The 23129-nt window shown below is 63.1% G+C and carries 20 protein-coding genes and 1 tRNA gene; 6 read left to right on the top strand and 15 right to left on the bottom strand.

Features of this window, described 5'->3' with window-relative positions; all coding sequences use genetic code 11:
* Nucleotides 1-145 precede the first annotated feature (145 nt).
* Both RN01_RS13900 and RN01_RS13895 read left to right on the top strand, forming a co-directional pair.
* Entirely contained in the window at nucleotides 146-2161 is a 2016-nt protein-coding gene (locus tag RN01_RS13900; protein WP_029700305.1) for a type IV pili methyl-accepting chemotaxis transducer N-terminal domain-containing protein, read from the top strand.
* Entirely contained in the window at nucleotides 2158-2811 is a 654-nt protein-coding gene (locus RN01_RS13895) for a response regulator (RefSeq protein WP_017511907.1), read from the top strand. The genes RN01_RS13900 and RN01_RS13895 overlap by 4 nt, the downstream gene beginning before the upstream one ends.
* 60 nt (nucleotides 2812-2871) lie before the next feature.
* Here RN01_RS13895 and rpiA read toward each other — a convergent pair whose 3' ends face one another.
* Nucleotides 2872-3558 (bottom strand): ribose-5-phosphate isomerase RpiA, encoded by a 687-nt coding sequence (gene rpiA, locus RN01_RS13890; protein ID WP_017511906.1) that lies wholly within the window; start codon nucleotides 3556-3558, stop codon nucleotides 2872-2874.
* Between the two features lie 118 nt (nucleotides 3559-3676).
* Between rpiA and tal the strand changes: the two genes are divergently transcribed.
* Entirely contained in the window at nucleotides 3677-4633 is a 957-nt protein-coding gene (gene tal / locus RN01_RS13885) for a transaldolase (RefSeq protein WP_024570132.1), read from the top strand.
* A gap of 63 nt (nucleotides 4634-4696) precedes the next feature.
* Here the strand turns inward: tal and RN01_RS13880 are convergent, their stop codons facing one another.
* The 3 genes from RN01_RS13880 to rnr are packed head-to-tail and all read right to left on the bottom strand — an operon-like array spanning nucleotide 4697 to nucleotide 8851.
* Nucleotides 4697-5431, bottom strand: a complete 735-nt coding sequence (locus tag RN01_RS13880) for an NAD-dependent deacylase (RefSeq protein WP_008643783.1) — start codon at nucleotides 5429-5431, stop codon at nucleotides 4697-4699.
* A gap of 2 nt (nucleotides 5432-5433) precedes the next feature.
* Nucleotides 5434-6177, bottom strand: a complete 744-nt coding sequence (rlmB, locus tag RN01_RS13875; RefSeq protein WP_024570131.1) for a 23S rRNA (guanosine(2251)-2'-O)-methyltransferase RlmB — start codon at nucleotides 6175-6177, stop codon at nucleotides 5434-5436.
* 43 nt (nucleotides 6178-6220) lie between these two features.
* Nucleotides 6221-8851, bottom strand: coding sequence for a ribonuclease R (gene rnr, locus RN01_RS13870; RefSeq protein WP_024570130.1), 2631 nt, complete (start codon nucleotides 8849-8851; stop codon nucleotides 6221-6223).
* A 69-nt stretch (nucleotides 8852-8920) separates the two neighbouring features.
* On the opposite strand from rnr, the gene RN01_RS13865 reads away from it, so the two are divergent.
* The 3 genes from RN01_RS13865 to RN01_RS13855 all read left to right on the top strand — a co-directional run bounded on the left by RN01_RS13865 (nucleotide 8921) and on the right by RN01_RS13855 (nucleotide 10380).
* Nucleotides 8921-9007 (top strand) — tRNA-Leu (locus RN01_RS13865).
* Nucleotides 9008-9270: 263 nt separating this feature from the next.
* On the top strand, nucleotides 9271-9705 hold the full coding sequence (locus RN01_RS13860; RefSeq protein ID WP_008643779.1) for an Rrf2 family transcriptional regulator: 435 nt from the start codon (nucleotides 9271-9273) through the stop codon (nucleotides 9703-9705).
* Between the two features lie 63 nt (nucleotides 9706-9768).
* Nucleotides 9769-10380 carry an NAD(P)-dependent oxidoreductase gene (locus RN01_RS13855; RefSeq protein WP_024570129.1) on the top strand — a complete coding sequence of 204 codons (612 nt, stop codon included), beginning with the start codon at nucleotides 9769-9771 and terminating at the stop codon, nucleotides 10378-10380.
* 129 nt (nucleotides 10381-10509) lie between these two features.
* On the opposite strand, the gene RN01_RS13850 is transcribed toward RN01_RS13855, so the two are convergent.
* From RN01_RS13850 to hisS, 11 genes are all read right to left on the bottom strand, one after another.
* A complete protein-coding gene (locus tag RN01_RS13850; protein ID WP_008643777.1) occupies nucleotides 10510-11079 on the bottom strand; it encodes a phosphoribosyltransferase in 570 nt (189 codons plus the stop codon).
* Nucleotides 11080-11205: 126 nt separating this feature from the next.
* Entirely contained in the window at nucleotides 11206-12549 is a 1344-nt protein-coding gene (locus tag RN01_RS13845) for an adenylosuccinate synthase (protein WP_011516809.1), read from the bottom strand.
* Nucleotides 12550-12728: 179 nt separating this feature from the next.
* Nucleotides 12729-13880: an ATP phosphoribosyltransferase regulatory subunit gene (locus RN01_RS13840; RefSeq protein ID WP_024570128.1), complete on the bottom strand. Its 1152-nt coding sequence runs from the start codon at nucleotides 13878-13880 to the stop codon at nucleotides 12729-12731.
* 121 nt (nucleotides 13881-14001) lie between these two features.
* A complete protein-coding gene (hflC, locus tag RN01_RS13835) occupies nucleotides 14002-14904 on the bottom strand; it encodes a protease modulator HflC (protein WP_008643774.1) in 903 nt (300 codons plus the stop codon).
* Between the two features lie 11 nt (nucleotides 14905-14915).
* Nucleotides 14916-16259, bottom strand: a complete 1344-nt coding sequence (hflK, locus tag RN01_RS13830; RefSeq protein WP_024570127.1) for an FtsH protease activity modulator HflK — start codon at nucleotides 16257-16259, stop codon at nucleotides 14916-14918.
* Nucleotides 16260-16364: 105 nt separating this feature from the next.
* Nucleotides 16365-17600 carry a GTPase HflX gene (hflX, locus tag RN01_RS13825; RefSeq protein WP_017512185.1) on the bottom strand — a complete coding sequence of 412 codons (1236 nt, stop codon included), beginning with the start codon at nucleotides 17598-17600 and terminating at the stop codon, nucleotides 16365-16367.
* A 223-nt stretch (nucleotides 17601-17823) separates the two neighbouring features.
* A complete protein-coding gene (gene hfq, locus RN01_RS13820; RefSeq protein ID WP_011516814.1) occupies nucleotides 17824-18063 on the bottom strand; it encodes an RNA chaperone Hfq in 240 nt (79 codons plus the stop codon).
* A gap of 208 nt (nucleotides 18064-18271) precedes the next feature.
* Nucleotides 18272-19615, bottom strand: a complete 1344-nt coding sequence (gene der, locus RN01_RS13815) for a ribosome biogenesis GTPase Der (protein WP_011516815.1) — start codon at nucleotides 19613-19615, stop codon at nucleotides 18272-18274.
* A gap of 231 nt (nucleotides 19616-19846) precedes the next feature.
* Nucleotides 19847-20998, bottom strand: coding sequence for an outer membrane protein assembly factor BamB (gene bamB / locus RN01_RS13810; protein WP_017512188.1), 1152 nt, complete (start codon nucleotides 20996-20998; stop codon nucleotides 19847-19849).
* 33 nt (nucleotides 20999-21031) lie between these two features.
* Nucleotides 21032-21664 carry a tetratricopeptide repeat protein gene (locus RN01_RS13805; RefSeq protein WP_017512189.1) on the bottom strand — a complete coding sequence of 211 codons (633 nt, stop codon included), beginning with the start codon at nucleotides 21662-21664 and terminating at the stop codon, nucleotides 21032-21034.
* Between the two features lie 83 nt (nucleotides 21665-21747).
* Nucleotides 21748-23091, bottom strand: coding sequence for a histidine--tRNA ligase (gene hisS, locus RN01_RS13800; protein WP_024570126.1), 1344 nt, complete (start codon nucleotides 23089-23091; stop codon nucleotides 21748-21750).
* Between the last annotated feature and the right edge of the window lie 38 nt (nucleotides 23092-23129).

Genomic DNA, 23129 nt, shown 5'->3' with positions numbered 1-23129 from the left:
TTGAGCCTATTGGAACCAAAGACTCCCTTGATCTAGCTCAGTAGAGCCACCATCACACGCTGGCACAATCCGCGGCAGGGCTGCCCGTCCCCACTCATACTGCAGTATCACCCTGCAATATCACCCGCCGGGCCGCACCTTCCCAATGCTAGCCCCTACGACTCCAGATACCACCGCCCCCCTGCCTGACAACGGCCACGTGCCGGAAGCGGTCCGGCTGACACCACTGCGCCACCGGCTGTCCACCCGGATCATTCTGTTGTCGTTCGCGTCGCTGATGGTGGTGCTGGGGATGATCTCAGGCACGCTGTATCTCTCCTGGAAGCTGGAAGGAGCCGGTGCAGCCATCAACGACGCCGGGAGCCTGCGGATGCGCGCGAACCGGGTCGCCATTGAACTGACCCGTGCCCAGAGCGGCAGTCCCAACGATCTGGCAGGGCAAGTCGCGGCGCTAGACACCACGCTCGCGCAGTTGCGCCGTGGCAATCCGGCCCGGCCGCTATTCTTGCCCGACGAACCCGCGATCCGGGCCAAACTCGACCTCGTCGTCGCGGACTGGCAGCAGCGCCTGAAGCCGCTTGCGATTGCCACCGTCAGCACCACGCCTGCAACGGCCTACATCGATGCCCTGCCGGTATTCGTCAATGAGGCCGACAGCCTGGTAAAACTGATCGAACGCGATAACGCGAGCAAAACCGATCTACTGCGACTCTCTCAGGCAAGCCTTGCGATCATCGCGTGCGTTGGCACGGTCGCCGTGATCTATCTGCTCTATCTCTGGATCATTCTGCCCGTGCTGCGTCTGCAGGATGGCCTGCAGCGCATGGCTGCCCGCGAGTTCTCGCTGCGCTTACCCATCGCCACACGTGATGAATTCGGCACACTCAACGCCGGCTTCAACCGCATGGCCGACGAGCTGCAGGAGCTCTATCAGGACCTGGCGGCACGCGTGGACAGCAAGACTGCTGAGTTGGCGCGGCAGAATCGGGATCTGGAATCCCTCTACGATATGACCGCCTTCCTGAATCGGGCCAGTGATGCAGAGGCGATGGCACGCGGATTCCTGGAGCGTGTGATGCGCCAGTTCGAGGCCGATGGCGGGACCATTCGTGTAATCGATGCTGCGCACGGGAAGCTCCACCGACTTGCCTCGGTGGGACTTTCGGACGCACTTGCGGAGAGCAGCCGCTGTAGCGCGATTCATGACTGCCACTGCGGGGCCGCAGCTGAAGCGGGCATGATCACTGTGGCGGACCTGCGCCAGTTCGTGCGTCAGGGCTCCGAAACACAGGAATCTCCCTGTGGCCGCGAAGGCTTCAGGGGCATGGCGGCGTTCCGGCTCGACTCTCCACGCGGCACGCTCGGCACATTCACCCTGCATTTCCGCAATCCGCGCGAACTGCCACCTTCCGATCGTCAACTGCTCCAAACCCTCGCCCGCCACCTTGGCACGGCGCTGGAGCATCTGCGGCTTGCCGCCAGCGCGCGCCAGCTTGCGGTCGTCGAAGAGCGCAATCTCGTGGCGCAAGGATTGCACGACAGCATCGCGCAGGGCCTGAACTTCCTGAACCTTCAGGTACAACTGCTCGGCGATGCGGTGGAACGGAACGACAATGCGGAAACGCGCGAGATCGTGCCGCTGCTGCGACACGGCGTGGAAGAAAGCTACCAGGACGTGCGCGAACTGCTGCACAACTTCCGCTCCCGGCTGACGACGGGCGACATGCGCCCAGCGGTGGAGGACACCGTCGCGCGCTTCCGCCGTCAATGCCGTACGGACGCGAGGTTGACCATCGAAGGAAGCGGACCGCCGCTGCAGCCGGAGCAGCAGCTACAGGTGCTGTTCATCCTGCAGGAGGCGTTGTCGAACGTGCGCAAACATGCGATGGCCGAGCATGTCACGATCTCGCTCACGCAGGGGCGCGACTTCCAACTCGTCGTCCAGGACGATGGCGAAGGATTCGATCCTTCCGAATTCGACGGCCAGGACAGCGCGCACGTCGGTCTGCACATCATGCAGGAACGGGCATCGCGGCTTGGCGCGACCCTGACGATCGACGCCCGCCCAGGGGCTGGCGTCCGCGTCGCACTATCATTGCCGCGCGGCGAAACCATGCCGCATCCAGACGAATTGCTGGCGGCGCAGGAGTCTTCCCAATGACCATCCGTATCCTACTGATCGACGATCACACATTGTTCCGCTCGGGTGTCCGTGCGCTGCTGCAGCGGCAGAGCGATTTCGAAGTGGTCGACGAAGCCGCCGATGGCGTGGAAGGCATCAAGCGGGCCAAGCAGCATCGACCGGACGTGATTCTGCTCGATCTGAATATGCCGGGCCTGTCGGGACTCGAAGCCCTGCAACTGCTGACGGAGGATCTGCCGGAATGCGCGGTGATCGTGCTGACGGTATCCGAGGAAGGAGAAGAACTGGCCAGCGCCCTGCGCAGCGGCGCGCGGGGCTACCTGATCAAGAACATCGAGACCGAAGCGCTGACGAGCGCGATCCGGCGGGCTGCCGCAGGGGAACCGGTGATCTCCGACACGATGACCGCCAAGCTCGTGCAGCAATTCAAGGCTCCGGCGGCCGCACCTGCCCTGCTAGAGCGTGGCGACGCGACCCCTCTGACGGCGCGTGAGCGGGACATTGTGCGCGGACTGGTACGCGGCGAAAGCAACAAGATGATCGCGCGCGAGCTGGGCGTGGCGGAGAGCACGGTCAAGATTCACGTGCAGAACATTCTGAAGAAGCTCAATCTGGCCAGCCGCGTGCAAGTGGCCGTCTACGCGGTGGAGCATGGGCTCACCGCGTGAGGCAGTCGAAGCCGGGGACCATGGCCGCCCGGCCTTCCACTCATACGACGCTCATGCGATTCAGTAATCCGAGCGCTGCACGCCCTGTTCGGTACCCAGCAACAGCACATTTGCTCCGCGCAGGGCGAACAGACCAACGGTCACCACGCCAGGTAGCTGGTTGATTTGCTGCTCCAGCGCCTTCGGGCTCTCGATCTTCAGGCCCGAGACATCCAGAATGACGTTGCCGTTGTCGGTCTTGTAGATGCCGCCTTCCTTGGTCATTCGCAGACGCGGCTGACCGCCTAGTGCCGCCAGGCTACGGGCCACCGCCGCGCGTGCCATCGGGATCACCTCGACCGGCAGCGGAAACGCGCCCATCGTCGGCACGAGCTTGCTGCCGTCGGCAATGCAGACGAATCGGTCCGCCACCGAGGCAACGATCTTCTCGCGCGTCAGCGCACCGCCGCCGCCCTTGATCATCGCGCCGGAGTTGTCGATCTCGTCAGCGCCGTCGACATAGACGGGAATGCTGTCGACCTCGTTCAGATCGAGCACATTGAAACCGTGCTGTTGCAAGCGGCGTGTGGAGGCCTCGGAACTCGACACCGCGCCCGAAAAGCGCTCCTTGAACGCCGCCACGGCGTCGATGAAGAGATTGGCGGTGGAGCCGGTGCCCACGCCAAGAACGGCGCCTTCGGGCACTTCCTGCTTCACATAGTCAGCGGCAGCTTGCGCGACCAGCGCCTTGAGTTCATCCTGAGTCATGACTACAGCCAGAAAAGCGTTGGGAAACGCGTAGTGTAGCGGATTGGTTCCCCATCTCCGACGTTTACGCCACGCGCCACGCCGTTACAATGGCCTCTCCCTCCGACGGAACCCAATCATGAACGAGCTTGAACAACTGAGGCAGTTCACCACGGTAGTGGCCGACACCGGCGACTTCCAGTTGATGAAGCAATACAAGCCACAGGACGCGACCACCAATCCGTCGCTGATTTTCAAGGCAGTACAGAAGCCGGAATACCGCCCGCTGCTGGAACAGGCTGTGCGCGATCACCACGGCAATTCGGGGCTCGATGGCGTCATGGATCAGCTCCTGATCGCATTCGGCTGCGAGATCCTGGCCATCGTGCCCGGCCGCGTGTCGACCGAGGTCGACGCCCGTCTGTCGTTCGATACCGAGGCCACCGTTGCCAAGGCGCGCCACCTGATCGGCCTGTACGAGCAACGTGGCGTGGCACGCGAGCGCGTGCTGATCAAGATTGCCTCGACATGGGAAGGCATCCGCGCTGCCGAGGTCCTGCAACGCGAGAACATCCGCTGCAACATGACGCTGCTGTTCTCGCTGGCGCAGGCAGTGGCTTGTGCCGAGGCCGGCGCGCAGCTGATCTCCCCGTTCGTGGGCCGCATCCTCGACTGGTACAAGAAGCAGGCTGGCGAGAAATGGGACCCCGTGGCGAACGGCGGCGAAAACGATCCTGGCGTGCGTTCCGTGCGCCAGATCTATGACTATTACAAGAAGTTCGGCTACGCGACCGAGGTCATGGGCGCCAGCTTCCGCGGCACCGATCAGATCCTGTCGCTGGCAGGCTGCGACCTGCTGACGATCAGTCCGGAACTGCTCGAGCAGCTTGCAGGCGGACAGAGTGCCGTTGCGCGCAAGCTGTCCGTGGAACAGGCACAGGCCGGCAACGTCGCGCGAATCGCCGCAGATGAACCCGCCTTCCGCTGGCAACTCAACGAAGATGCGATGGCAACGGAGAAACTCTCCGAAGGTATCCGCCTGTTTGCGGCCGATGCGGTGAAATTGGAGAAACTCGTCGGCGAACTGGCCGGTTGAGTCGGGATCGCGGCGCTATCCAACACCTTGGAGGGAGCCGCGGATCCGCAGTCGAACAGTCGCTCAGACTGCCTGCGGCCAGAGCAACGGCAGGCATTCACCCGCCGGCGCGGCCAGTACGATATCCGCCGTCTCGTCCAGTGCTGACGGCTGCGGATTCACCACGATCACGCGCGCGCCGTTCTCCTTCGCCACCCCCGGCAGCGCCGCCGCCGGATACACCAGCCCAGACGTGCCGACAACCAAGCAGAGGTCACAGGACTCGGCCGCATGGTCGGCGCGGAAACGGGCCACTCGCGGCAGGTCCTCGCCGAACCACACCACGCCAGGTCGCATCATCGCACCACATATCGCGCATCGCGGAGGATCGCCCGGAATCGGCGGCACGGTGTCGCAACGACCACAGCCATCGAGCCATTTGTTGGCGAAGAGGTTGCCGTGCAACTCCACCACCTGCTCGCTGCCAGCCTTCTGGTGCAGGCCATCGATATTCTGCGTCACTAGCGTCATCGGCTTCAGCCGGGCCAGCACCGCAAGCGCATGGTGGGCTGGATTCGGCCGGGCCGCCGCCACCAGCTCGCGCCGATGCTGATACCACTGCCACACCAGCGCAGGTTGACGCCGGTACGCTTCTTCCGTCGCCAGTTCCTCGGGATCGAAGCGCTCCCATAGGCCGGTCAGCGCATCGCGGAACGTCGGCACACCCGACTCCGCGGAAATCCCGGCACCCGTCAGCACAAAGATCTGACGGGCCTCGGCAACCCAGCCACGCGCCTGCTCAAGGGCGAGGCTATCCATGATCAGCGCGGCAGACGGCGCTGACGCACCGCTTCATACAGGCACACGCCGCTGGCCACCGACACGTTCAGGCTCTCGACGCCCCCCGCCATCGGAATTGCCACCAGCTCATCGCAAGTCTCGCGCGTCAGGCGGCGCATACCCTCGCCTTCCGCGCCCATGACGATGGCGGTCGGTCCCTTCAGCTCGACGTCGTACAGCGCCTTCTCAGTGCCGTCAGCCGTGCCGATCACCCAGATGCCACGTTCCTGCAGTTCGCGCAGCGTGCGCGCAAGGTTCGTCACCGTGATGTACGGCACGGTTTCGGCCGCGCCGCTGGCAACCTTCGCCACCGTGGCGTTCAGACCCACACTACGGTCCTTCGGCGCGATCACCGCGTGAGCGCCAGCGCCATCGGCCACGCGCAGGCATGCGCCGAGGTTGTGCGGATCGGTGACGCCATCGAGCACGAGCAACAGCGGCGTGCCTTCGATACCATCCAGGAGTTCGTCGAGGTTGAGCGCAAGCGAAACATCGTCGGCCCGCGCCACCACGCCCTGGTGGCGATCCGTGCCGGCCATGCCGCGCAGGCGCTCGGCATCGACCGGATGCAGCGTCACGCCAAGACTCTCCGCCAGGCGGATGAAGTCCTGCATGCGCCGGTCACGACGATTCGCTTCGATGTAGATATCGGACACGCTCTGCGCGTTCTGGCGCAGGCGTGCGTTGACGGCGTGAAAGCCGATCAGGAGTTTGTGTTTGGCCATGGCGCGCATTGTACCCGCCATGGCCAACTTCAAACGCGCCAGATTAGCGCTTGCGGGCCGGCCGCGTGCTCTTGCCAGCGGGCTTGGGCGCGCGCTTGGTCGTCGGCTGCCGTTCGGTCTTCAGATGCGCCGGCTTTGGCTTGGCCGCTCGCTTTGCGGGCTTGCCTGACTGCGCCTTCTTCGCCGACCCACGGCCATGCGGCGTATGCCCGACATGGGCGTCGCGCGGCTTGAGCGGCGTGATGACCGCCTCGAACACCGGTTGCTCTTCGATCACGCGGTCGAGCGTTTCGTCGAACGATTCTTCCGGCTTCGAAGTGCCACCGAGCAACGCGGCAAGCTGGCGTCCCTTCTTGCGCGCGGGAACCGCATGGGCGGCCGGCACCCGCGGCTGCTCGGGCACGCCGGCCCGGGCGCGCAGCGTCTTGGCCGACGGCTCCTGCACCAGACGGAAGTCGATCTTGCGGGCATCGAGGTCGACGCGCGACACCTGCACGCGCACGCGATCGGTGAGCCGGTAGCGGATGCCAGTCCGCTCGCCACGCAGTTCATTGCGCGCCTCGTCGTACTGGAAATAGTCACTGCCCAGTTCCGTCACGTGCACAAGGCCTTCCACATACAGCTCGTCGAGCTGCACGAAGATGCCGAACGACGTCACCGCGCTGATCGTGCCAGCGAAATCGCTGCCCAGCTTGTCGCGCATGAAGTAGCACTTGAGCCAGGCCTCCACGTCGCGCGATGCCTCGTCGGCACGACGCTCGTTGGCCGAGCAGTGCAACCCCAGTTCGTCCCAGACGCCCTCGTCGCGCTTCGCGCGCGCGGCAACGTTCTCGGCACGCTTCTCGGCATCGGCGGCCTGCATCCGGCGCGCTTTCGGCGAGATCTGCGTATTGAGCTCCGTCCCCTGGATAAAGGCCGGCCGATACTTCGTATGCGCGAGGATCGCCTTGATCGAACGATGCACGAGCAAGTCCGGATAGCGGCGGATCGGGCTCGTGAAGTGCGCGTACGCCTCGTAGGCCAAGCCGAAGTGGCCGATATTGTCCGGGCTGTAGACCGCCTGCTGCATCGAACGCAGCAGCATCGTCTGCAACATCGGCGCATCGGGACGCGACTTGATCTTGTCCATGACCTCGGCATAGTCCGAGGCCTGCGGCTTGTCGCCACCGCCAAGCGACAGCCCGGCGGTCTTCAGGAACTCGCGCAGATTCTTGAGCTTCTCTTCGCTCGGACCCGCGTGAATCCGGTACAGCGCCGGATGCTTGAATCGCTCGAGGAAGTCGGCCGCGCAGACGTTGGCCGTCAACATGCATTCTTCGATCAGACGGTGCGCATCGTTGCGCGTGCGCGGCAAGATCTGCTCGATCTTGCCCTGCGCGTTGCAGACGATATAGGTTTCGGTGGTGTCGAAGTCGATCGCGCCACGGGCACGGCGAGCCTTGAGCAGAACCTGGAACAGCTCATACAGGTTCTGCAGGTGCGGCACCAGCTCCGCGCGCTTGTGGGCCTCGGGCCCCTTGGTGTTCGACAGTACCGACCAGACCTCGTTGTAGGTCAGGCGTGCCGCGGAGTGCATCACCGCCGGATAGAACTGGTAGCCCTTGAGTTCGCCCTTGGCCGTGATCACCGCGTCGCAAACCATGCACAGACGGTCGACGTTCGGGTTCAGCGAGCAGAGCCCGTTCGACAGCTTCTCCGGCAGCATCGGAATCACGCGGCGCGGGAAGTAAACCGACGTGGCGCGATCCAGCGCATCGGCATCGAGCGGCGTACCCGGCCGCACGTAGTGCGACACGTCGGCGATCGCCACGATCAGACGCCAGCCCTTTGCACGGCCGATCTTGACCTGCTCGCAATAGACGGCATCGTCGAAGTCGCGCGCATCCTCGCCATCGATCGTGACCAGCGGAATGTCGCGCAGGTCGATGCGATGATCGAGGTCGGCCTGACGCACCTCATCGGGCAACCCCTGTGCTTCCTTGACGGCAGCGGGCGAGAACTGATGCGGCACGCCGTACTTGCGCACGGCAATCTCGATCTCCATGCCGGGATCGTCGATATCGCCAATCACCTCGACCACGCGGCCCACCGGCTGCACGTAGCGATCAGGCCATTCCATCAGTTCGACGCTGACTACCTGCCCCACGCGCGCCTTGCCTTGGGCCTTGGGCGGAATCAGGATGTCCTGGCCAATGCGCTTGTCTTCCGGCGCCACCACAAGCACGCCATTTTCAGATAGCAGTCGGCCGATCACGAAGCGATTTGCACGCTCCACGATCTCAACGATCTGCCCTTCCGGACGGCCGCGGCGGTCATAGCCAACCACGCGCACCTGCGCGCGATCGTTGTGCATCGCCTTCTGCAGCTCGCGCTCGGGCAGGAAGATATCGTCCTCGCCGTCGTCGCGAATCAGGAAGCCGAAGCCGTCGCGATGGCCCTGCACGCGGCCAAGCACGAAATTGGGTTGATGGGCCAGCTCATAGCGGCCCTTGCGATTGAGTTCGATCTGGCCGTCGCGTTCCATCGCGGCGAGCCGTTTCTGAAAGCCGTCATGCTCTTTACGCGTGACAGCCAGGGCCTTGGCGATATCGCCGGCCGACAGGGGCGACCCCGAAGTTCTCAGTACGCCAAGGATTTCTTCCCGGCTGGGGATCGGATAGTTGTTCTGATTCAATTTTTCTCGAAACTGTTTGACAAACGTTTTACGGTCGCTATAATGGCCGCTTCGGTTGTTTCGACACCTGCCCAGGTGGCGGAATTGGTAGACGCACTAGGTTCAGGTCCTAGCGGTGGCAACACTGTGGAGGTTCGAGTCCTCTCCTGGGCACCAAGATTTGGCGAGAAACCCGCAACACACGTTGCGGGTTTTTTGTTTTTGCGTCGCCGAATCCTTCAAATCTCGTTCCTCTCTTTTGTTCACTCTCTCTATGGCGCAAAGCCGTGGATGAGTGTATCAGCTTCAGTGCCGATTCCGGCATTATCTCGCCACTCTCGTAGCATCCATCACGAAAAACACGCGGTATTGCCACGCCAACTCGTCGCTTGACGCGCCGGCGATATGTAACTACCATAGTTTCACATTGAGATTTCCGTATGAGCACTAGTAGCCGGTTTGCCGTCGCCGTTCACATCCTCACCCTGCTCGCGCAGGCCGAAGGACCGGTGCCGTCGTCGATGATCGCCGGCAGTGTGGGAACCAACCCCGCACTCATCCGGCGCATGATCGGCGCGCTCACGGAGGCGGGCTTCGTCACCACGACAATGGGCAGCACCGGCGGCGCAATGCTTGCGCGACCCGCCAGCCAGATCACATTGCTCGAGGTGTTTCAGGCTACGGAGACCACTGCGCTGATCACGCTGCACCAAAGCGCGCCGAATCCTGCTTGCCTGGTGGGTCGCGAGATCACTGGCGCCCTGCAGGTGGTCGCCGATCGGGCGCAAGCCGCCATGGATGCCACGCTCGCGGAAATCACGATTGCCAGCATGCTCGGCGAAGTCGAACATGCCGCCCGGCGCCGCAAGCGCTGATTTTTTTGCCCGGATATGTAACCACATTGGTTTCATATCAACCACTTCCGAGAGGATACGACCATGAAGATCGCCATCATCGGCGCTACCGGCAACGTAGGTACGCGCCTGACCGACGAAGCACTCCGCCGCGGCCATGCTGTCACCGCAATCGCCCGCCAAGCATCGAAACTGCCAACACGTGACGGCGTCACCACCCGCGACGCCGATGTCGCCGACGCCAAGGCACTGGCTGATGCCGTGCGCGGCAACGACGTCGTCATCAGCACCGTCCGGTTTCTGCAAGCCACGGCGGCACAGATCACAGATGCGACCAAGACGGCCGGCATCAAGCGCCTGCTGGTAGTGGGCGGCGCGGGAAGCCTCTACGTGGCGCCAGGCGTGCAACTCATCGATACGCCGGAGTTTCCGGACCTGTACAAGGCGGAGGCATCCGCAGGTCGCGATTTCCTGAACGCCCTGCGCGGCGAATCTCAGCTCGAATGGACGTTCCTGTCGCCGTCGGCACTGTTCACGCCCGGCGAGCGCACGGGCAAGTTCCGCCTTGGCAAGGATGATCTGCTTGTCGCCGCTGACGGCAAGAGCTGGATTTCGATGGAGGACTATGCCATCGCGATGCTCGATGAGATCGAGCAGCCAAAGCATGTGCGGGAGCGATTCACGGTTGGGTATTGAATTCACCCGCGACAATCACCCGCCTCCCATTCATGAGAGACAGGATGGGAGCACGGGTCGACCAAATCGAACCCCGACGCTCCCCGAGCCCCTACCCTCCCGCACTTGCGGGAGGAGGGACGGCGGCCTTCAGGCCGCCGAATCGTCTTCCTGCAGGCTGGCGCGCTTGCCGCGCTTGAGCCAGGCAGCAAGGTTATGCGGACGCAGCGTGTCGTACTCTTCGAACGGCTGGTGAATCCAGGGGTTCGAAGGCAGGAACGTCACGTGGTAATCGGGCGTCACCTTGGAACAAGCCTTGTACCAGAGCACGGCCGAACGCACATCCGTCACCTCGGGATAGCGCTCCTTCAGGTGGCGTCCCACGCGTTCCAGCGTGACACCCGAGTCGACGAGGTCGTCGACCAGCAGGATCCTGCCGGACAGATTTCCACGCGTCATCGTGATGTACTGCGCGATATCGAGTTCGCCCTGCTGCGTGCCCGCCGCCTCGCGGTACGAGCTCGTGGCCAGGATCGCCAGCGGCACATCGAAGATGCGCGACATCTGATCGCCCACGCGCAGGCCGCCGCGCGCCAGACACAGGATCTGGTCGAACTTCCAGCCCGACTCGTGCACGTTCAGCGCCAGACGCGCGATCAGGCGATGATATTCGTCCCACGAGACCCACAGGTTCTCGTCATCATTGATTGGCAGGTTCATGGCGTCTTTTCTTGTATCGATGGCCAATGGATAAAGCATCGGCCCGCATATCGCGGGCCGAGGACTATCTGTGAGGCCGTGGCGCTCGTGGCGCCACGATCATGCTCACGGGGTAATGCAGGCGGGTCAGGCGACCTGGTACGGATGACGCAGCAGAATCGTCTCGTCGCGGTCCGGACCGGTCGACACCATGTCGATCGGAATGCCGACCACTTCCTCGATTCGCTTCAGGTAAACGCGCGCCGCTTCGGGCAGCGCATCCCAGGTCTTCACGCCAAAGGTCGATTCGTTCCAGCCCGGAAACTCTTCATACACTGGCACGCAAGCGGCCACGGCATCCGAGCCACGCGGCAGGATATCGACGCGCTTGCCGTCGAGCTCGTAGCCTACGCACAGCTTGATCGTTTCCAGACCATCGAGCACGTCCAGCTTGGTCATGCACAGGCCGGACACACCGTTGATCTGCACCGAGCGCTTCAGCGCGGCGGCATCGAGCCAGCCGGTACGGCGCGGACGACCGGTCACGGAACCGAATTCCTTGCCGACGTTGGCCAGGCGCACGCCCACGGCATCCTGACGGGCAGGGTTGTCGTTGTCGTACAGTTCGCTCGGGAACGGACCAGCGCCAACGCGCGTGCAGTACGCCTTGGTGATGCCGAGGATGTAGTTAAGGCGACCCGGGCCCACGCCCGCGCCAGCCGCTGCGGCGCCGGCCACGCAGTTGCTCGAGGTCACGAACGGATAGGTGCCGTGATCCACGTCGAGCAGCGTGCCTTGCGCGCCTTCGAACATCAGGTTGTTGCCTGCCGCATTCACGGCGTACAACTCGGCCGACACATCCGCCACCATCGGCTTCAGGCGCGGCGCGAATGCCAGCGATTCGTCCAGGATCTGCTGATAGTCGACGGCTTCGGCGCCGAGGTACTGGGTCAGCATGAAGTTATGGAATTCGACGTTCTCGCGCAGACGCTCAGCGAAGTGCTTCGGATCGAACAGGTCCTGCACGCGCAGCGCGCGGCGAGCCACCTTGTCTTCGTATGCCGGGCCGATGCCGCGTCCCGTCGTGCCGATCTTGGCGGCGCCGCGGCGGGCTTCACGTGCCTTGTCGATGGCCACGTGGTACGGCAGGATCAGCGTAGCGGCTTCGGAAATGCGCAGGCGATTCTGCACCTGCAGGCCGGCAGACTCGAGCTCTTCGATTTCGCGGAACAGCGCCTCAGGCGACAGCACCACACCGTTGCCGATATAGCAGACGGTGCTTTCGCGCATGATCCCCGACGGGATCAGTCGCAGAATGGTCTTCTTGCCGCCGATGATGAGCGTATGGCCAGCGTTGTGGCCGCCCTGGAACCGCACCACACCTTTAGCATGATCGGTAAGCCAATCGACGATTTTCCCTTTGCCTTCGTCACCCCATTGGGTTCCGATCACGACGACATTGCGTCCCTGGCCTACTGCGGATGCGGACATGTTGAATTGGTCAGAAGGTTAAAAACGTATTCTACTCTCGTTGTTCTACGGTTCCCGGTTTTCGGGCACGCGTATGACAGACGATTGTTGTCCAATGCGGGCGATTACAGTCCACCACGGGCATCAAACGTCATCTGAGAGCAGCAAAAACGGCCGGCTCGCATGTCCGGCCAGGAAATTCAGCGAGGCACCACCACCCAGTTTGCGCCCTGGCGCTGCAACTGCCGGTCGCAATTGAACTCGTCGAGTTCATGCGTGTGGCCCGGCAACGACTGGATCACGATCTCCCCATTGGCACGCAGCGTGGTAATGGCGGAACGCAGCGCCGGATCGGCATCCCACGGCGCGAAGATCGCCTGGGCGCGCACCTCGACAGGCGACAACGCCGCCACTTCACGCAGATCCAGCGAAAAGCCCGTGGCCGGACGAGCGCGACCAAAGGCCTCGCCCACCTTGTCATAGCGGCCGCCACGCGCCACATAGTTGGGCAAACCAGAAACATAGGCCGTGAACATCACGCCGCTGTGATAGTGGTAACCGCGCAAATCGGACAGATCGATGTTCACGCTCGCATTGCTCACCTGCGCGGCAAGCGCCGCGAGTTCGTCCAGCGCACGGCCGATGGCCGGGCTGGCAGGCAGCGTGGCGCGGGCGCGCTCAATGACTTCGACACCGCCGTACAGCGTCGGCAGCGCCAGCAGCGCGTTCCGCTCGGTGTCGGGCAGGCCTTGGGTCAATTCGCGCAGGGCCGGCACATCCTTGGTTTCGAGCGCCGCAAACATCGCCTCTTCGATCTGGCGAATCGACGGCAACGCCGCCAGCAGCGCCTCGAGAATACCGGCATGGCACAGGTCCAGACGAATATCCGACAGACCAGCCACCTGCAATGCGGCCAGCATCAACTCCTGGATCTCGACGTCGGCTTCCAACCCGGCGTGGCCGTAGATCTCGGCGCCGATCTGAATCGGCTCGCGCGTCGCATTGAAACCCGCCGGCCGCGCGTGAAGCACATTGCCCGCATAGCACAGGCGCGTCACGCCCGGGCGGTTCAACAGGTGCGCATCGATGCGGGCCACTTGCGGCGTGATATCCGCGCGAAGGCCCAGCGTGCGGCCGGAAAGCTGGTCCACCAGCTTCAGCGTGCGCAGATCCAAGTCGTGCCCGGTACCGGTCAGCAACGACTCCAGGTACTCAAGCATCGGTGGCATGACCAACTCATAGCCATAGGTGCGGAACAGGTCCAGCATTCGGCGACGCAGTTCTTCAATCTTGCGCGCTTCCGACGGCAGGACATCGGCAATGTTTTCGGGCAGGAGCCAGCGGTTGGACATGGGGAATCTCTTCTATCAAAAACACAGGCGGGAAAGGTTCATGCCCTCCAGCCGGACAAAACCCCGGAAGATCCGGGGTTCTGTCGAATCACGCGATCAGGCGCCTGGTGCGCCATCCACGCTACTTCTTGCCGCCTGAAGGGGCCGGTGCGGTGTTGCCACCCGGCGAACGCATATAGCGGAAGAAGTCCGAATTGGGCTCCAGCACCATCACGTTGCCCTTGTCGCGGAACGTGTTGCGGTAGGCCTCCATACTGCGCCAGAACTGGGCGAAGCTCGGATCCTTGCCGAATGCATCGGCATAGATCTGCGAAGCCTTGGCATCGCCCTCACCCTTGACCACCTGCGCATCACGATAAGCCTCGGCCAACACCACCTCACGCTGGCGATCAGCATCGGCCCGGATTTTCTCACCTTCCGCGGCGCCAGTCGAACGCAGTTCGTTGGCCACGCGCTTGCGCTCGGCCTCCATGCGTCGATAGACCGACTCGCTGATGGCCGGCAGCAGATCCACACGCTTCAGGCGCACATCGATGATCTCGACGCCCACCGACTGCGCGTACTCCGCCATGCCGCCCCGGATGTTCTGCATGACCTGCTCGCGCTGGCCCGCCACCACATCCGCCACGGTGCGCTTGCCGAACTCTTCACGCGCCACGGCGTCGATACGCTGCGTCATGCGGTCCTGCGCGCCGCGCAGGTTGCCACCAAACGCCACGAAGAATTTGCGCGGATCGGTGATGCGCCACTTCACGAACCAGTCCACCACCATCGACTTCTTCTCGGCGGTCAGGAAACGCTCGCTGGCTGCGACATCGATCGTCTGCAGACGACGATCCATGAACACTACGTTCTGCAACGGTGGCGGCAGCTTGAAATGCAGACCGGGCTCACGCACGACCTGCTTGATTTCGCCGAAAGCGAAGACGACGGCGTACTGGCGCTGGTCGACCACGAACAGCATCGACGAAGCGACGGCCAGCAGTACAAACAGGCCAATGACAAAGGAAATCAGTCGATTCATGACGGGTCTCCTTAGCGAATATCGCGGTCGCGATTGCGCATCGACTCACGTGACCGGATATCCGGCGTGGTCGCATCCGGTACCGCCGGCGCATTCGTGCCCGCCGCTGCCGAGGACGGCGCGGCGGACGAGCCCGGCACCTGCGTCATCAGCTTGTCCAGCGGCAGATACAGCAGGTTGTTGCCCGACTTGGCATCGACAAGAATCTTGTTCGAATTGGCGTAGATCTGCTGCATGGTCTCCAGATAAATACGGTCACGCGTGACCTGCGGTGCCTTGGCATACTCGGACTGCACCGAGCGGAAGCGCGCCGCGTCACCTTCGGCCTGCGCCACCACGCGGGAACGATAGGCCTCCGATTCTTCCTTCAGGCGAGCCGCCGCGCCCTTGGCGCGCGGAATGATGTCGTTCGCATAGGCCTGGCCTTCGCTGATCGCACGCTCACGATCCTGGCTCGCCTTGTTGACGTCGTCGAATGCGGCCTGCACCTGCTCGGGCGGCTGCACGCTCTGAACGTTGACGGAAATCACGCGGATACCAGTCTTGTAGGCGGTGAGGATCGACTGAATCGACTTGGCCAGCGATTGCGCAATCTGCTCGCGATTCTCGTAGAGCACCGCATCCATCTTGTTGCGGCCGACGATCTCACGCACCGACGTTTCCGCGGCCTGCGTCACGAGTTCTTCGTCGCCACCGCGATCGGTCTTGTTGAAGAACAGGAATTCGCTGGCGTCCTGGATGTCGTATTGCACCGTGAACCGGACGTCGATGATGTTCTCGTCCTGCGTCAGCATCGACGAGTCCTTCAGGTTGCTGTCCTTGATCGACGTGGCACGACCGACCTCCACCGAACGCACAGCCGACAGGTTTACCACCTCGGCCGACTGGATCGGCCATGGCGCACGCCAGTTGATACCGGGACCGGTGGAGTACTTGAACTTGCCGAACTGCAGGATCACGGCGGTCTGCCCTTCCTGCACCATGAAGAAACCGCTGGCCAGCCAGATACCGATCACGGCGGCGATGATCACGCCGATACCGACATTCGAACCCTTGCCTGACGGGCGCGAGCCACTGCCGAAACCCTGGCCACCACCGCCGTTGTCCTTGCGGCCCAGCAGGCCGTTCAGGCGGCGATTGAAGTCGCGCCAGAGCTCGTCGAGATCGGGCGGGCCGTCCTGCGGGCGCTGATTTTGCTGGCGGCTATTGTCCTTGTCTTCATCGTCCTGTCCGTTGCGGCCCCAGCGGGGGTCGTTCAGCGAGAAGATGGCGCGCAGGCGCGGCCAGCGCGCAAACCGCAGGGCGCGGCTGCCTGGCACGATGTGCGGGTCAGGATTCCGAGGGAACAGGGGCATGAAGAGCACGGGTCCGGGAAGTTTGGATCAGAGGGATTCTAGCAGCCATCTTGATCACTTTTGCCCAGAATCCCCAATCGGGCGGGGATTCTCGTTCAAAAACGATCAATTGGCACCTTGCTGGCGGGTATCTGGTTCGTCATCGACGTCCCACGGCTCCCCATCCTGGGCGGGCTGCAGCCCTTCCAGCCTTGGATCATAGGGGGCCGGGGCCTCCGGCCGCGACGACAGCCACTGTGCCATCTCGACGATGGCCTCGCGGAGGCCGTCCAGCCCCAGGCCATCCCGGGCGGAGACAAACACTTTCGTTGGAACACCGTCTTCGTCTCGCTCGACACGGGGGCCGAGTTCGAGCAGCTCTGGCGCCGCATCGATCTTGTTCATGACCACGATCTGCGGAATGTCCGAGGCGTCGATCTCGGCGAGCACACGATTGACCTGTTCGATTTGCTCGTGGCGCACCGGACTCGATGCATCGACCACATGCAGGAGCAGGTCGGCATGCACGGTCTCGTCGAGCGTGGCGCGGAACGCCGCTACGAGCTGTGTCGGCAGATCCCGGATGAACCCGACGGTGTCGGACAGCACCACATTGCCGAATCCGTCGAGAAACAGGCGGCGCGAGGTCGTATCGAGCGTGGCAAAAAGCTGATCGGCCGCATAGGCCCGCGCCTTGGTCAGCGCATTGAACAGCGTCGATTTGCCGGCGTTCGTATATCCGACCAGCGAGATACTGAGCGTGTCATTACGGGCCCGGGCGCGGCGCTGCGTATGGTGCTGGCGCTGCAGGCGCGCCAGATCGGACTTGAGCCGTTTGGCGCGATCATCGAGCATCCGCCGGTCCAGTTCGATCTGTCGCTCACCAGGGCCGCCGCGCATCCCGATACCACCCTTCTGCCGCTCCAGGTGGCTCCACGCGCGAACCAGACGCGACGCCTGGTACTGCACCTGCGCCAGTTCCACCTGCACCTTGCCGACGTGGCTCTGTGCGCGCTGACCAAAGATATCCAGGATCAGACCCGTTCGGTCGATCACATGGCGCCCCAGGAATCGCTCCAGGTTGCGCTGCTGGGCGGGACTCAAGGCGTGGTTGAACACCACCACATCGGCATCCAGCGCGTCAGCGGCCTGCCGCAGTTCCTCGGCCTTGCCGGAACCGATGAAGAGCGCCGGATCGGGGCGCGAACGCTTGCCGGTCAGCGTGTGCACAGGCACCGAGCCGGCCGTGGTCGTCAACAGCGCCAGTTCGGAAAGGCTTTCCTGGAAGTCATGCTTGCCGAAGTCGACGCCAACCAGGATGGCGCGGGTCGGTTCGGTCTGGGAGGTAGCTCTGGGTTGCAAGCGGATGGAGGCAGTGCGCCGAAGGGATCGTTGTTAAGACAAAATCTGGCCGCGTTGGCGCAGCCTGCCGCCCCCGGACGCCGTAAGGCTCGGGACAGGTTCAGGTTGCAAGCGGGAAGCGGCGGAAGGGCTCGCCCGTTCCGGGCGGAAAAGACGGCTGATAAGCCGAGGCACGCGATGCGACGGCCGCACTGAGATGCGGCCGCCCATGGGAGAGGAAAAATCAGCTCTCGGAAGAATCATCCACGCGGAAATTGACGGCGCGCGCCGGCACGACAGTGGAAATCGCATGCTTGTAAACCATCTGCGTCACAGTGTTGCGCAGCAGGACGACGTACTGGTCGAACGACTCGATATTGCCTTGCAGCTTGATGCCATTGACGAGGTAGATGGAAACTGGCACGTGCTCTTTGCGCAGCGCATTCAGAAACGGGTCTTGTAGCAATTGCCCTTTGTTGCTCATGGCACACTCCAAATTTATAGATTTAGTGATGGATCATGGGGACGAAAATCCCCGGTTCAAGCCAGTTGGCGCAAGATGCGCCAAAAAAAGATCAAAAACGGTACCAGGCTGGCATCTACGAGCAGGGTTTCCCCGCTACCGTGAATTTAGCCGCAGTTCCAAACGAACGCAAACGAAACTTGGCGGCAAAACCTGTCACTTTTCCTGGTCAATCCTTCGATTCGGCGTACGGGTTTTTGTTCGTACGAAATTCGATCCGAAGCGGTGTTCCCTTGAGTTTGAACGCCGTGCGGAAGCGGTTCTCGAGGTAGCGCCGGTACGCGTCGGTCACGCCGGACAGCGCGTTCCCGTGCACAACAATGATCGGCGGATTCGAACCACCCTGGTGCGCGTAGCGCAGTTTCGGGCGGGACACGCCCACGCGCTTCGGCTGCTGGAACTCCACCGCTTCCTGGAGCACCCGCGTGATCTGCGGCGTCGGAAGCTTGATCATCGCTGCGGCGTACGCGTCGTCCACCGAGCGCAAAAGCGCGCCAATGCCGGTGCGCTCGCGGGCGGATACGAAGTGGATGTTCGCGAAACTCAGGAACTGCAACTTGCGCTCCAGGTCGTGCTTGACCCGGTCGCGCTGATGGCCGTCCAGGCCGTCCCACTTGTTCACGCCTACCACCAACGCCCTGCCCGACTCCACGATGAACCCGGCGATATGCGCGTCCTGCTCGGAGATATCCTGCTGGGCATCGAGCAGCAGCACCACCACGTTGGCGTCCGCGATCGACTGCAGCGTCTTGACCACCGAGAACTTCTCGATCGCTTCGAACACCTTGCCGCGCTTGCGCAGGCCAGCCGTGTCAATCAGCGTGTAAGGCTTGCCGCCACGCTCGAACTCCACATAGATGGCGTCGCGCGTGGTACCCGGCATGTCGAAGGCAATCACACGCTCTTCGCCGATCAGGGTGTTCACGAGCGTGGACTTGCCAACGTTCGGGCGACCAACAATGGCGATCTTGACGCCGTGCTGGCCGGCATCCTCCTGATCTGCCAGTTCCGGACGCTCCTGAACGGCCAGGTCAAGGGCTTCATCGACCAGCTCGCGCACGCCGTCGCCATGCGTCGACGAGATCGCGTACGGGTCACCCATGCCCAGTTCATAGAAATCCGCAGCCACCGAGGTGTACTTCATGCCCTCGGCCTTGTTGATCGCCAGCATCACGCGGCGACCTGTCTTGCGGAGGTAATCCGCGATGACACGGTCCTGCGGCGCCAGCCCCAGGCGACCATCGACGAGGAAGATGACGACATCCGCTTCCACCACGGCCTGGCGCGTCTGCTTGGCCATTTCGGCAACGATGCCTTCCTTGGCCACCGGCTCGAAGCCTCCGGTATCGATCACGATGAAGGGGCGATCGCCGATACGGCCCTCGCCGTAATGGCGGTCCCGTGTCAGGCCCGGCAAATCGGCGACGAGCGCGTCGCGCGAGCGGGTCATGCGATTGAATAGCGTCGACTTCCCTACATTGGGACGGCCGACGAGTGCGATAACTGGTTTCATTCAATAAACGGAAACAGGGGGCGGCTCGCGCCGTCCCCCAGCTATTCCGGAGTCATGTTGATCCGACAACCATCGTGCCTATGCACGTCTGGCCGCTTTTCCTGTCGGCGGAACCGGAGCCTTGAGCCCGATTCCGCAGTTTTTGGCACGACCAGGGATCATGCTACCGGATTGGCGCCGCCCGTGCGACAGGGGCACGGGCGGCGTTGGGTGCGTTACGTGCGCTGGCGATCAGTCCGGCACGAAGCCGTAAATATCGCCATCGCGGGTCTGGACCACCAGGGTCTGACCGGCCATGACCGGCGCCGCGGTAACCGCGCTGCCGTCGGTCTTCATACGGGCCAGGATCTTGCCGTCTTCGCGCGACAGGAAGTGGACGAAGCCCTCGAAGTCGCCCACCACCACCGAGCGGCCCACGGCCACGGGCGCGCCGAGACTACGGTACCGCAGTTCAGTGTTCTTCCAGCGTTCATTGCCGTTCTGGCGATCGAACGCGTACACCGCCGACGTCTCGTCACTCGCATACAGCGAAGTATCGTCCTGTGCCAGCCCGCTTGGCGACGAGAAATCCTTGCCCCATTGCGGCTGGCCGTTGGCGAGCTCCAGGCACGACACGCGCCCCTGGAACGTCGTCGCGCACACCTGGCGGCCATTGACGGCCGGCACGCCGGTCACATCGTTCAGACGCTCGATCTCCGAGACGCCCTTCGGGTACGACACGGTGCTTTCCCACCGCAGCGCGCCATTGCCCGGGGCGAGCACGCCGAGCTTGCCGCCCGGGAAGCCGGTGACGATCCCGTCGCCGGCAAACACCATGCCCATGGCCGCACGCAGGTTCAGCGGGGTCTGCGTGCGCTGATAGATCCAGCGTCGCTCGCCCGTCGTGGCGTCCATGCCGATCAGGCGCGTATCGGTGGTACGAACGATCACCAGACCGTTGCCAACCAGCGGGGCCGACAGCACCTCGCCGTTGACCTGTTTCTTCCAGATCTGCTTGCCGCTGGCGTCGAACGCGTAGATCGCGCCCTTCTCACCCGCCACGGCCGTCACCGTACCGTCGGTGCCGGGGCCGGACGTCAAGTCCAGATCGGTCTTCGCCTTCCAGCGCGTCTGACCGGTTGCGCCATCGAGCGCCAGCACGGTGCCGCCATTCGACGACACATAAACCGTATTGCCCGACGCCACCGGCGACATCACGTACGGGCCACCCTTGCCCACGTCGGCCTTCCAGGCCTGCTTGACCGACAGCGTCGCGGCAATCGGCTTCAGCTCCGTGGGCGGATGCTTGTTTTCCTTGCTGAACAACGAGCAGCCTGCCAGCAGGCCGAGGCAGGTGCCGGCAACGATCGTGCGGGTGGCGGCTACGCGAAGCAATGACGTCATACGGTGCAATCCTTAGTGAGGAACTGGGGCCGCTCAGGCCGCGCCCAGCGCATCGAGTTTGAACTGGATGATCTGGCGCATGGCCGCCTCACCGCTGCCGATCTTGTCGAGCGCGCTGCGATAGGCGGTACGCGCTTCCTCGCGCTTGTCCTGGGCGGCCAACAGATCGCCACGACGGTCTGCGAACAGCGCAGCGTAAGGCGCGGCTGGCTCGTCCTTGAGCAGCGCCAGACCCTGGTCATAGGCCTTCTCGTCCAGCAGCACGCCAGCCATGCGCACACGGGCCAGCGGCGCGTAGTCGTCACCGCCATGGTCGATTGCCCACTGGAGCTGGGTCTTGGCGCCAGCCAGATCACCGGCTTCGTACAGCACCTTGGCCGCGACCAACGCACTCATCGGTCCATAGGCGGTACGACCAAACTTCTCTTCGAGGTCGGTAGCGGCGCGCTTCACGCGGTCGGCGTCGCGGCTTTCCGCAGCCTTGGTGACCTGCTCATACAGCAGCGACGCATCGCGCGCCTGCACGCGCTGCCAGTAACCCCAACCACTCCAGGCAGCCAACCCGAGCAAGATGACAATCAACGCCCAGGTGACAGCGTTGCCATACTGTTTCCACCAGGCCTTGAGACTCTCAAGCTGTTCCTGTTCTTCTAGATCGTAAGCCATGTCGAGGCAGTTATCTGCTTAGGTTGAATATAGCCGGCCGCCGTCAGGGACAACGACCGGGTGCTGCGATAGGGAACGGCAGATTATTGCTCGTCGTCGCCTTCGATCTCATCGACCATCGCGTCGATGATGAATTCGACAACCTGCTCGGCCGGCACGCTGGTTTGCTGACCACCTTCGGCCGCATTGCCGCCGCGCAGTTGCTTGACCTGCACCGTGCCCGCGGCGATTTCGTCGTCGCCAATGATAACTGCAAAGGATGCGCCACTTGCATCGGCACGCTTCATCTGCGATTTGAAGCTCCCGCTCTTGCCGTCCGGCGTGGCATGGAGGACCACGTCCAGCCCGGCGTCACGCAGGCGTTCGGCGGCGATCATTGCCTGCTGGTTCGCCAGTTCACCCTGGTGAACCATGTAGACGTCACAACCCTGCACATCCGGCACCAGGTTCTCTTCGCGGATCAGTTCGATGATCCGCTCGATGCCCATTGCCCAGCCGCAGGCCGGCGCAGGCTTGCCGCCCATCTGCTGGATCAGCGGGTCATAGCGGCCACCGCCGGCGATCGTGCCCTGGGCACCCAGCTTGTCCGTGATCCACTCAAACACGGTCAGGTTGTAGTAGTCCAGGCCGCGCACCAGACGCGGGTTGATCTTGAACGGAATATTGTTGGCCAGCAGGATCCGCTGAACGCCCTCGAAGTGAGCGAGCGACTCCTCCCCGAGGAAGTCGATCAGCTTCGGCGCATTAGCGGCCATCTCCTGCAGCGCCGGATTCTTCGTGTCCAGCACCCGCAGCGGGTTCGTGTACAGACGACGCTTGCTGTCCTCATCGAGGATGTCCTGGAAGCCTTCCAGGTACTTGATGAGCTGCTCGCGATGCGCGGCGCGCTCGTGCGCCTGGCCCAGCGAGTTCAGTTCGAGACGGACGTTGGTCAGCCCGAGGTCGTCCCACAGACGCTGGCACATCAGGATGATTTCCGCGTCGACGTCCGGGCCGGCAAAGCCGAGCGCTTCCGCGCCGAGCTGGTGGAACTGACGATAGCGACCACGCTGCGGGCGTTCGTGACGGAACATCGGGCCGATGTACCAGAGACGCTTGGGGCCGTCATACAACAGGTTATGCTCGATCGTCGAACGCACGGCCGCCGCAGTACCTTCCGGACGCAGCGTCAGATTCTCGCCGTTCAGGGAATCGGTGAAGGAGTACATCTCCTTCTCGACGATGTCGGTGACCTCGCCGATACCGCGCACGAACAGCTGGGTATGCTCGACGATCGGCGTGCGGATCTGCTGGTAGCCATAGGCGCGCAACATGCTGCGCGCCGCGCTTTCGAACATATCCCACAGCGGGGCGTCAGTGGGCAGCATGTCGTTCATGCCCTTCACGCCCTGCAGTGCCTTGACGGCCTTCGTCTTGTCTTCGCTCATGTCTGATTTGTTGTTACGGTGATGCCCGATCCGTGCGC

This window comes from Cupriavidus sp. SHE, from assembly GCF_000812445.1.
GTDB lineage: Bacteria > Pseudomonadota > Gammaproteobacteria > Burkholderiales > Burkholderiaceae > Cupriavidus > Cupriavidus metallidurans.
This window is presented reverse-complemented; position numbering and strand designations above follow the sequence as displayed.

Excerpts from the sequence above, each read along its gene's own strand:
- RN01_RS13880 (WP_008643783.1), bottom strand. The coding sequence starts at position 5,431 with ATGGATAGCCTCGCCCTTGAGCAGGCGCGTGGCTGGGTTGCCGAGGCC.
- RN01_RS13850 (WP_008643777.1), bottom strand. The coding sequence starts at position 11,079 with ATGAACCTGCCAATCAATGATGACGAGAACCTGTGGGTCTCGTGGGAC.
- RN01_RS13805 (WP_017512189.1), bottom strand. The coding sequence starts at position 21,664 with ATGGCTTACGATCTAGAAGAACAGGAACAGCTTGAGAGTCTCAAGGCC.
- RN01_RS13840 (WP_024570128.1), bottom strand. The coding sequence starts at position 13,880 with ATGTCCAACCGCTGGCTCCTGCCCGAAAACATTGCCGATGTCCTGCCG.
- hflC (WP_008643774.1), bottom strand. The coding sequence starts at position 14,904 with ATGAATCGACTGATTTCCTTTGTCATTGGCCTGTTTGTACTGCTGGCC.
- der (WP_011516815.1), bottom strand. The coding sequence starts at position 19,615 with ATGAAACCAGTTATCGCACTCGTCGGCCGTCCCAATGTAGGGAAGTCG.
- tal (WP_024570132.1), top strand. The coding sequence starts at position 3,677 with ATGAACGAGCTTGAACAACTGAGGCAGTTCACCACGGTAGTGGCCGAC.
- RN01_RS13855 (WP_024570129.1), top strand. The coding sequence starts at position 9,769 with ATGAAGATCGCCATCATCGGCGCTACCGGCAACGTAGGTACGCGCCTG.
- rpiA (WP_017511906.1), bottom strand. The coding sequence starts at position 3,558 with ATGACTCAGGATGAACTCAAGGCGCTGGTCGCGCAAGCTGCCGCTGAC.
- RN01_RS13900 (WP_029700305.1), top strand. The coding sequence starts at position 146 with ATGCTAGCCCCTACGACTCCAGATACCACCGCCCCCCTGCCTGACAAC.
- rlmB (WP_024570131.1), bottom strand. The coding sequence starts at position 6,177 with ATGGCCAAACACAAACTCCTGATCGGCTTTCACGCCGTCAACGCACGC.
- hflK (WP_024570127.1), bottom strand. The coding sequence starts at position 16,259 with ATGCCCCTGTTCCCTCGGAATCCTGACCCGCACATCGTGCCAGGCAGC.
- RN01_RS13860 (WP_008643779.1), top strand. The coding sequence starts at position 9,271 with ATGAGCACTAGTAGCCGGTTTGCCGTCGCCGTTCACATCCTCACCCTG.
- RN01_RS13845 (WP_011516809.1), bottom strand. The coding sequence starts at position 12,549 with ATGTCCGCATCCGCAGTAGGCCAGGGACGCAATGTCGTCGTGATCGGA.
- hfq (WP_011516814.1), bottom strand. The coding sequence starts at position 18,063 with ATGAGCAACAAAGGGCAATTGCTACAAGACCCGTTTCTGAATGCGCTG.
- hisS (WP_024570126.1), bottom strand. The coding sequence starts at position 23,091 with ATGAGCGAAGACAAGACGAAGGCCGTCAAGGCACTGCAGGGCGTGAAG.
- RN01_RS13895 (WP_017511907.1), top strand. The coding sequence starts at position 2,158 with ATGACCATCCGTATCCTACTGATCGACGATCACACATTGTTCCGCTCG.
- bamB (WP_017512188.1), bottom strand. The coding sequence starts at position 20,998 with ATGACGTCATTGCTTCGCGTAGCCGCCACCCGCACGATCGTTGCCGGC.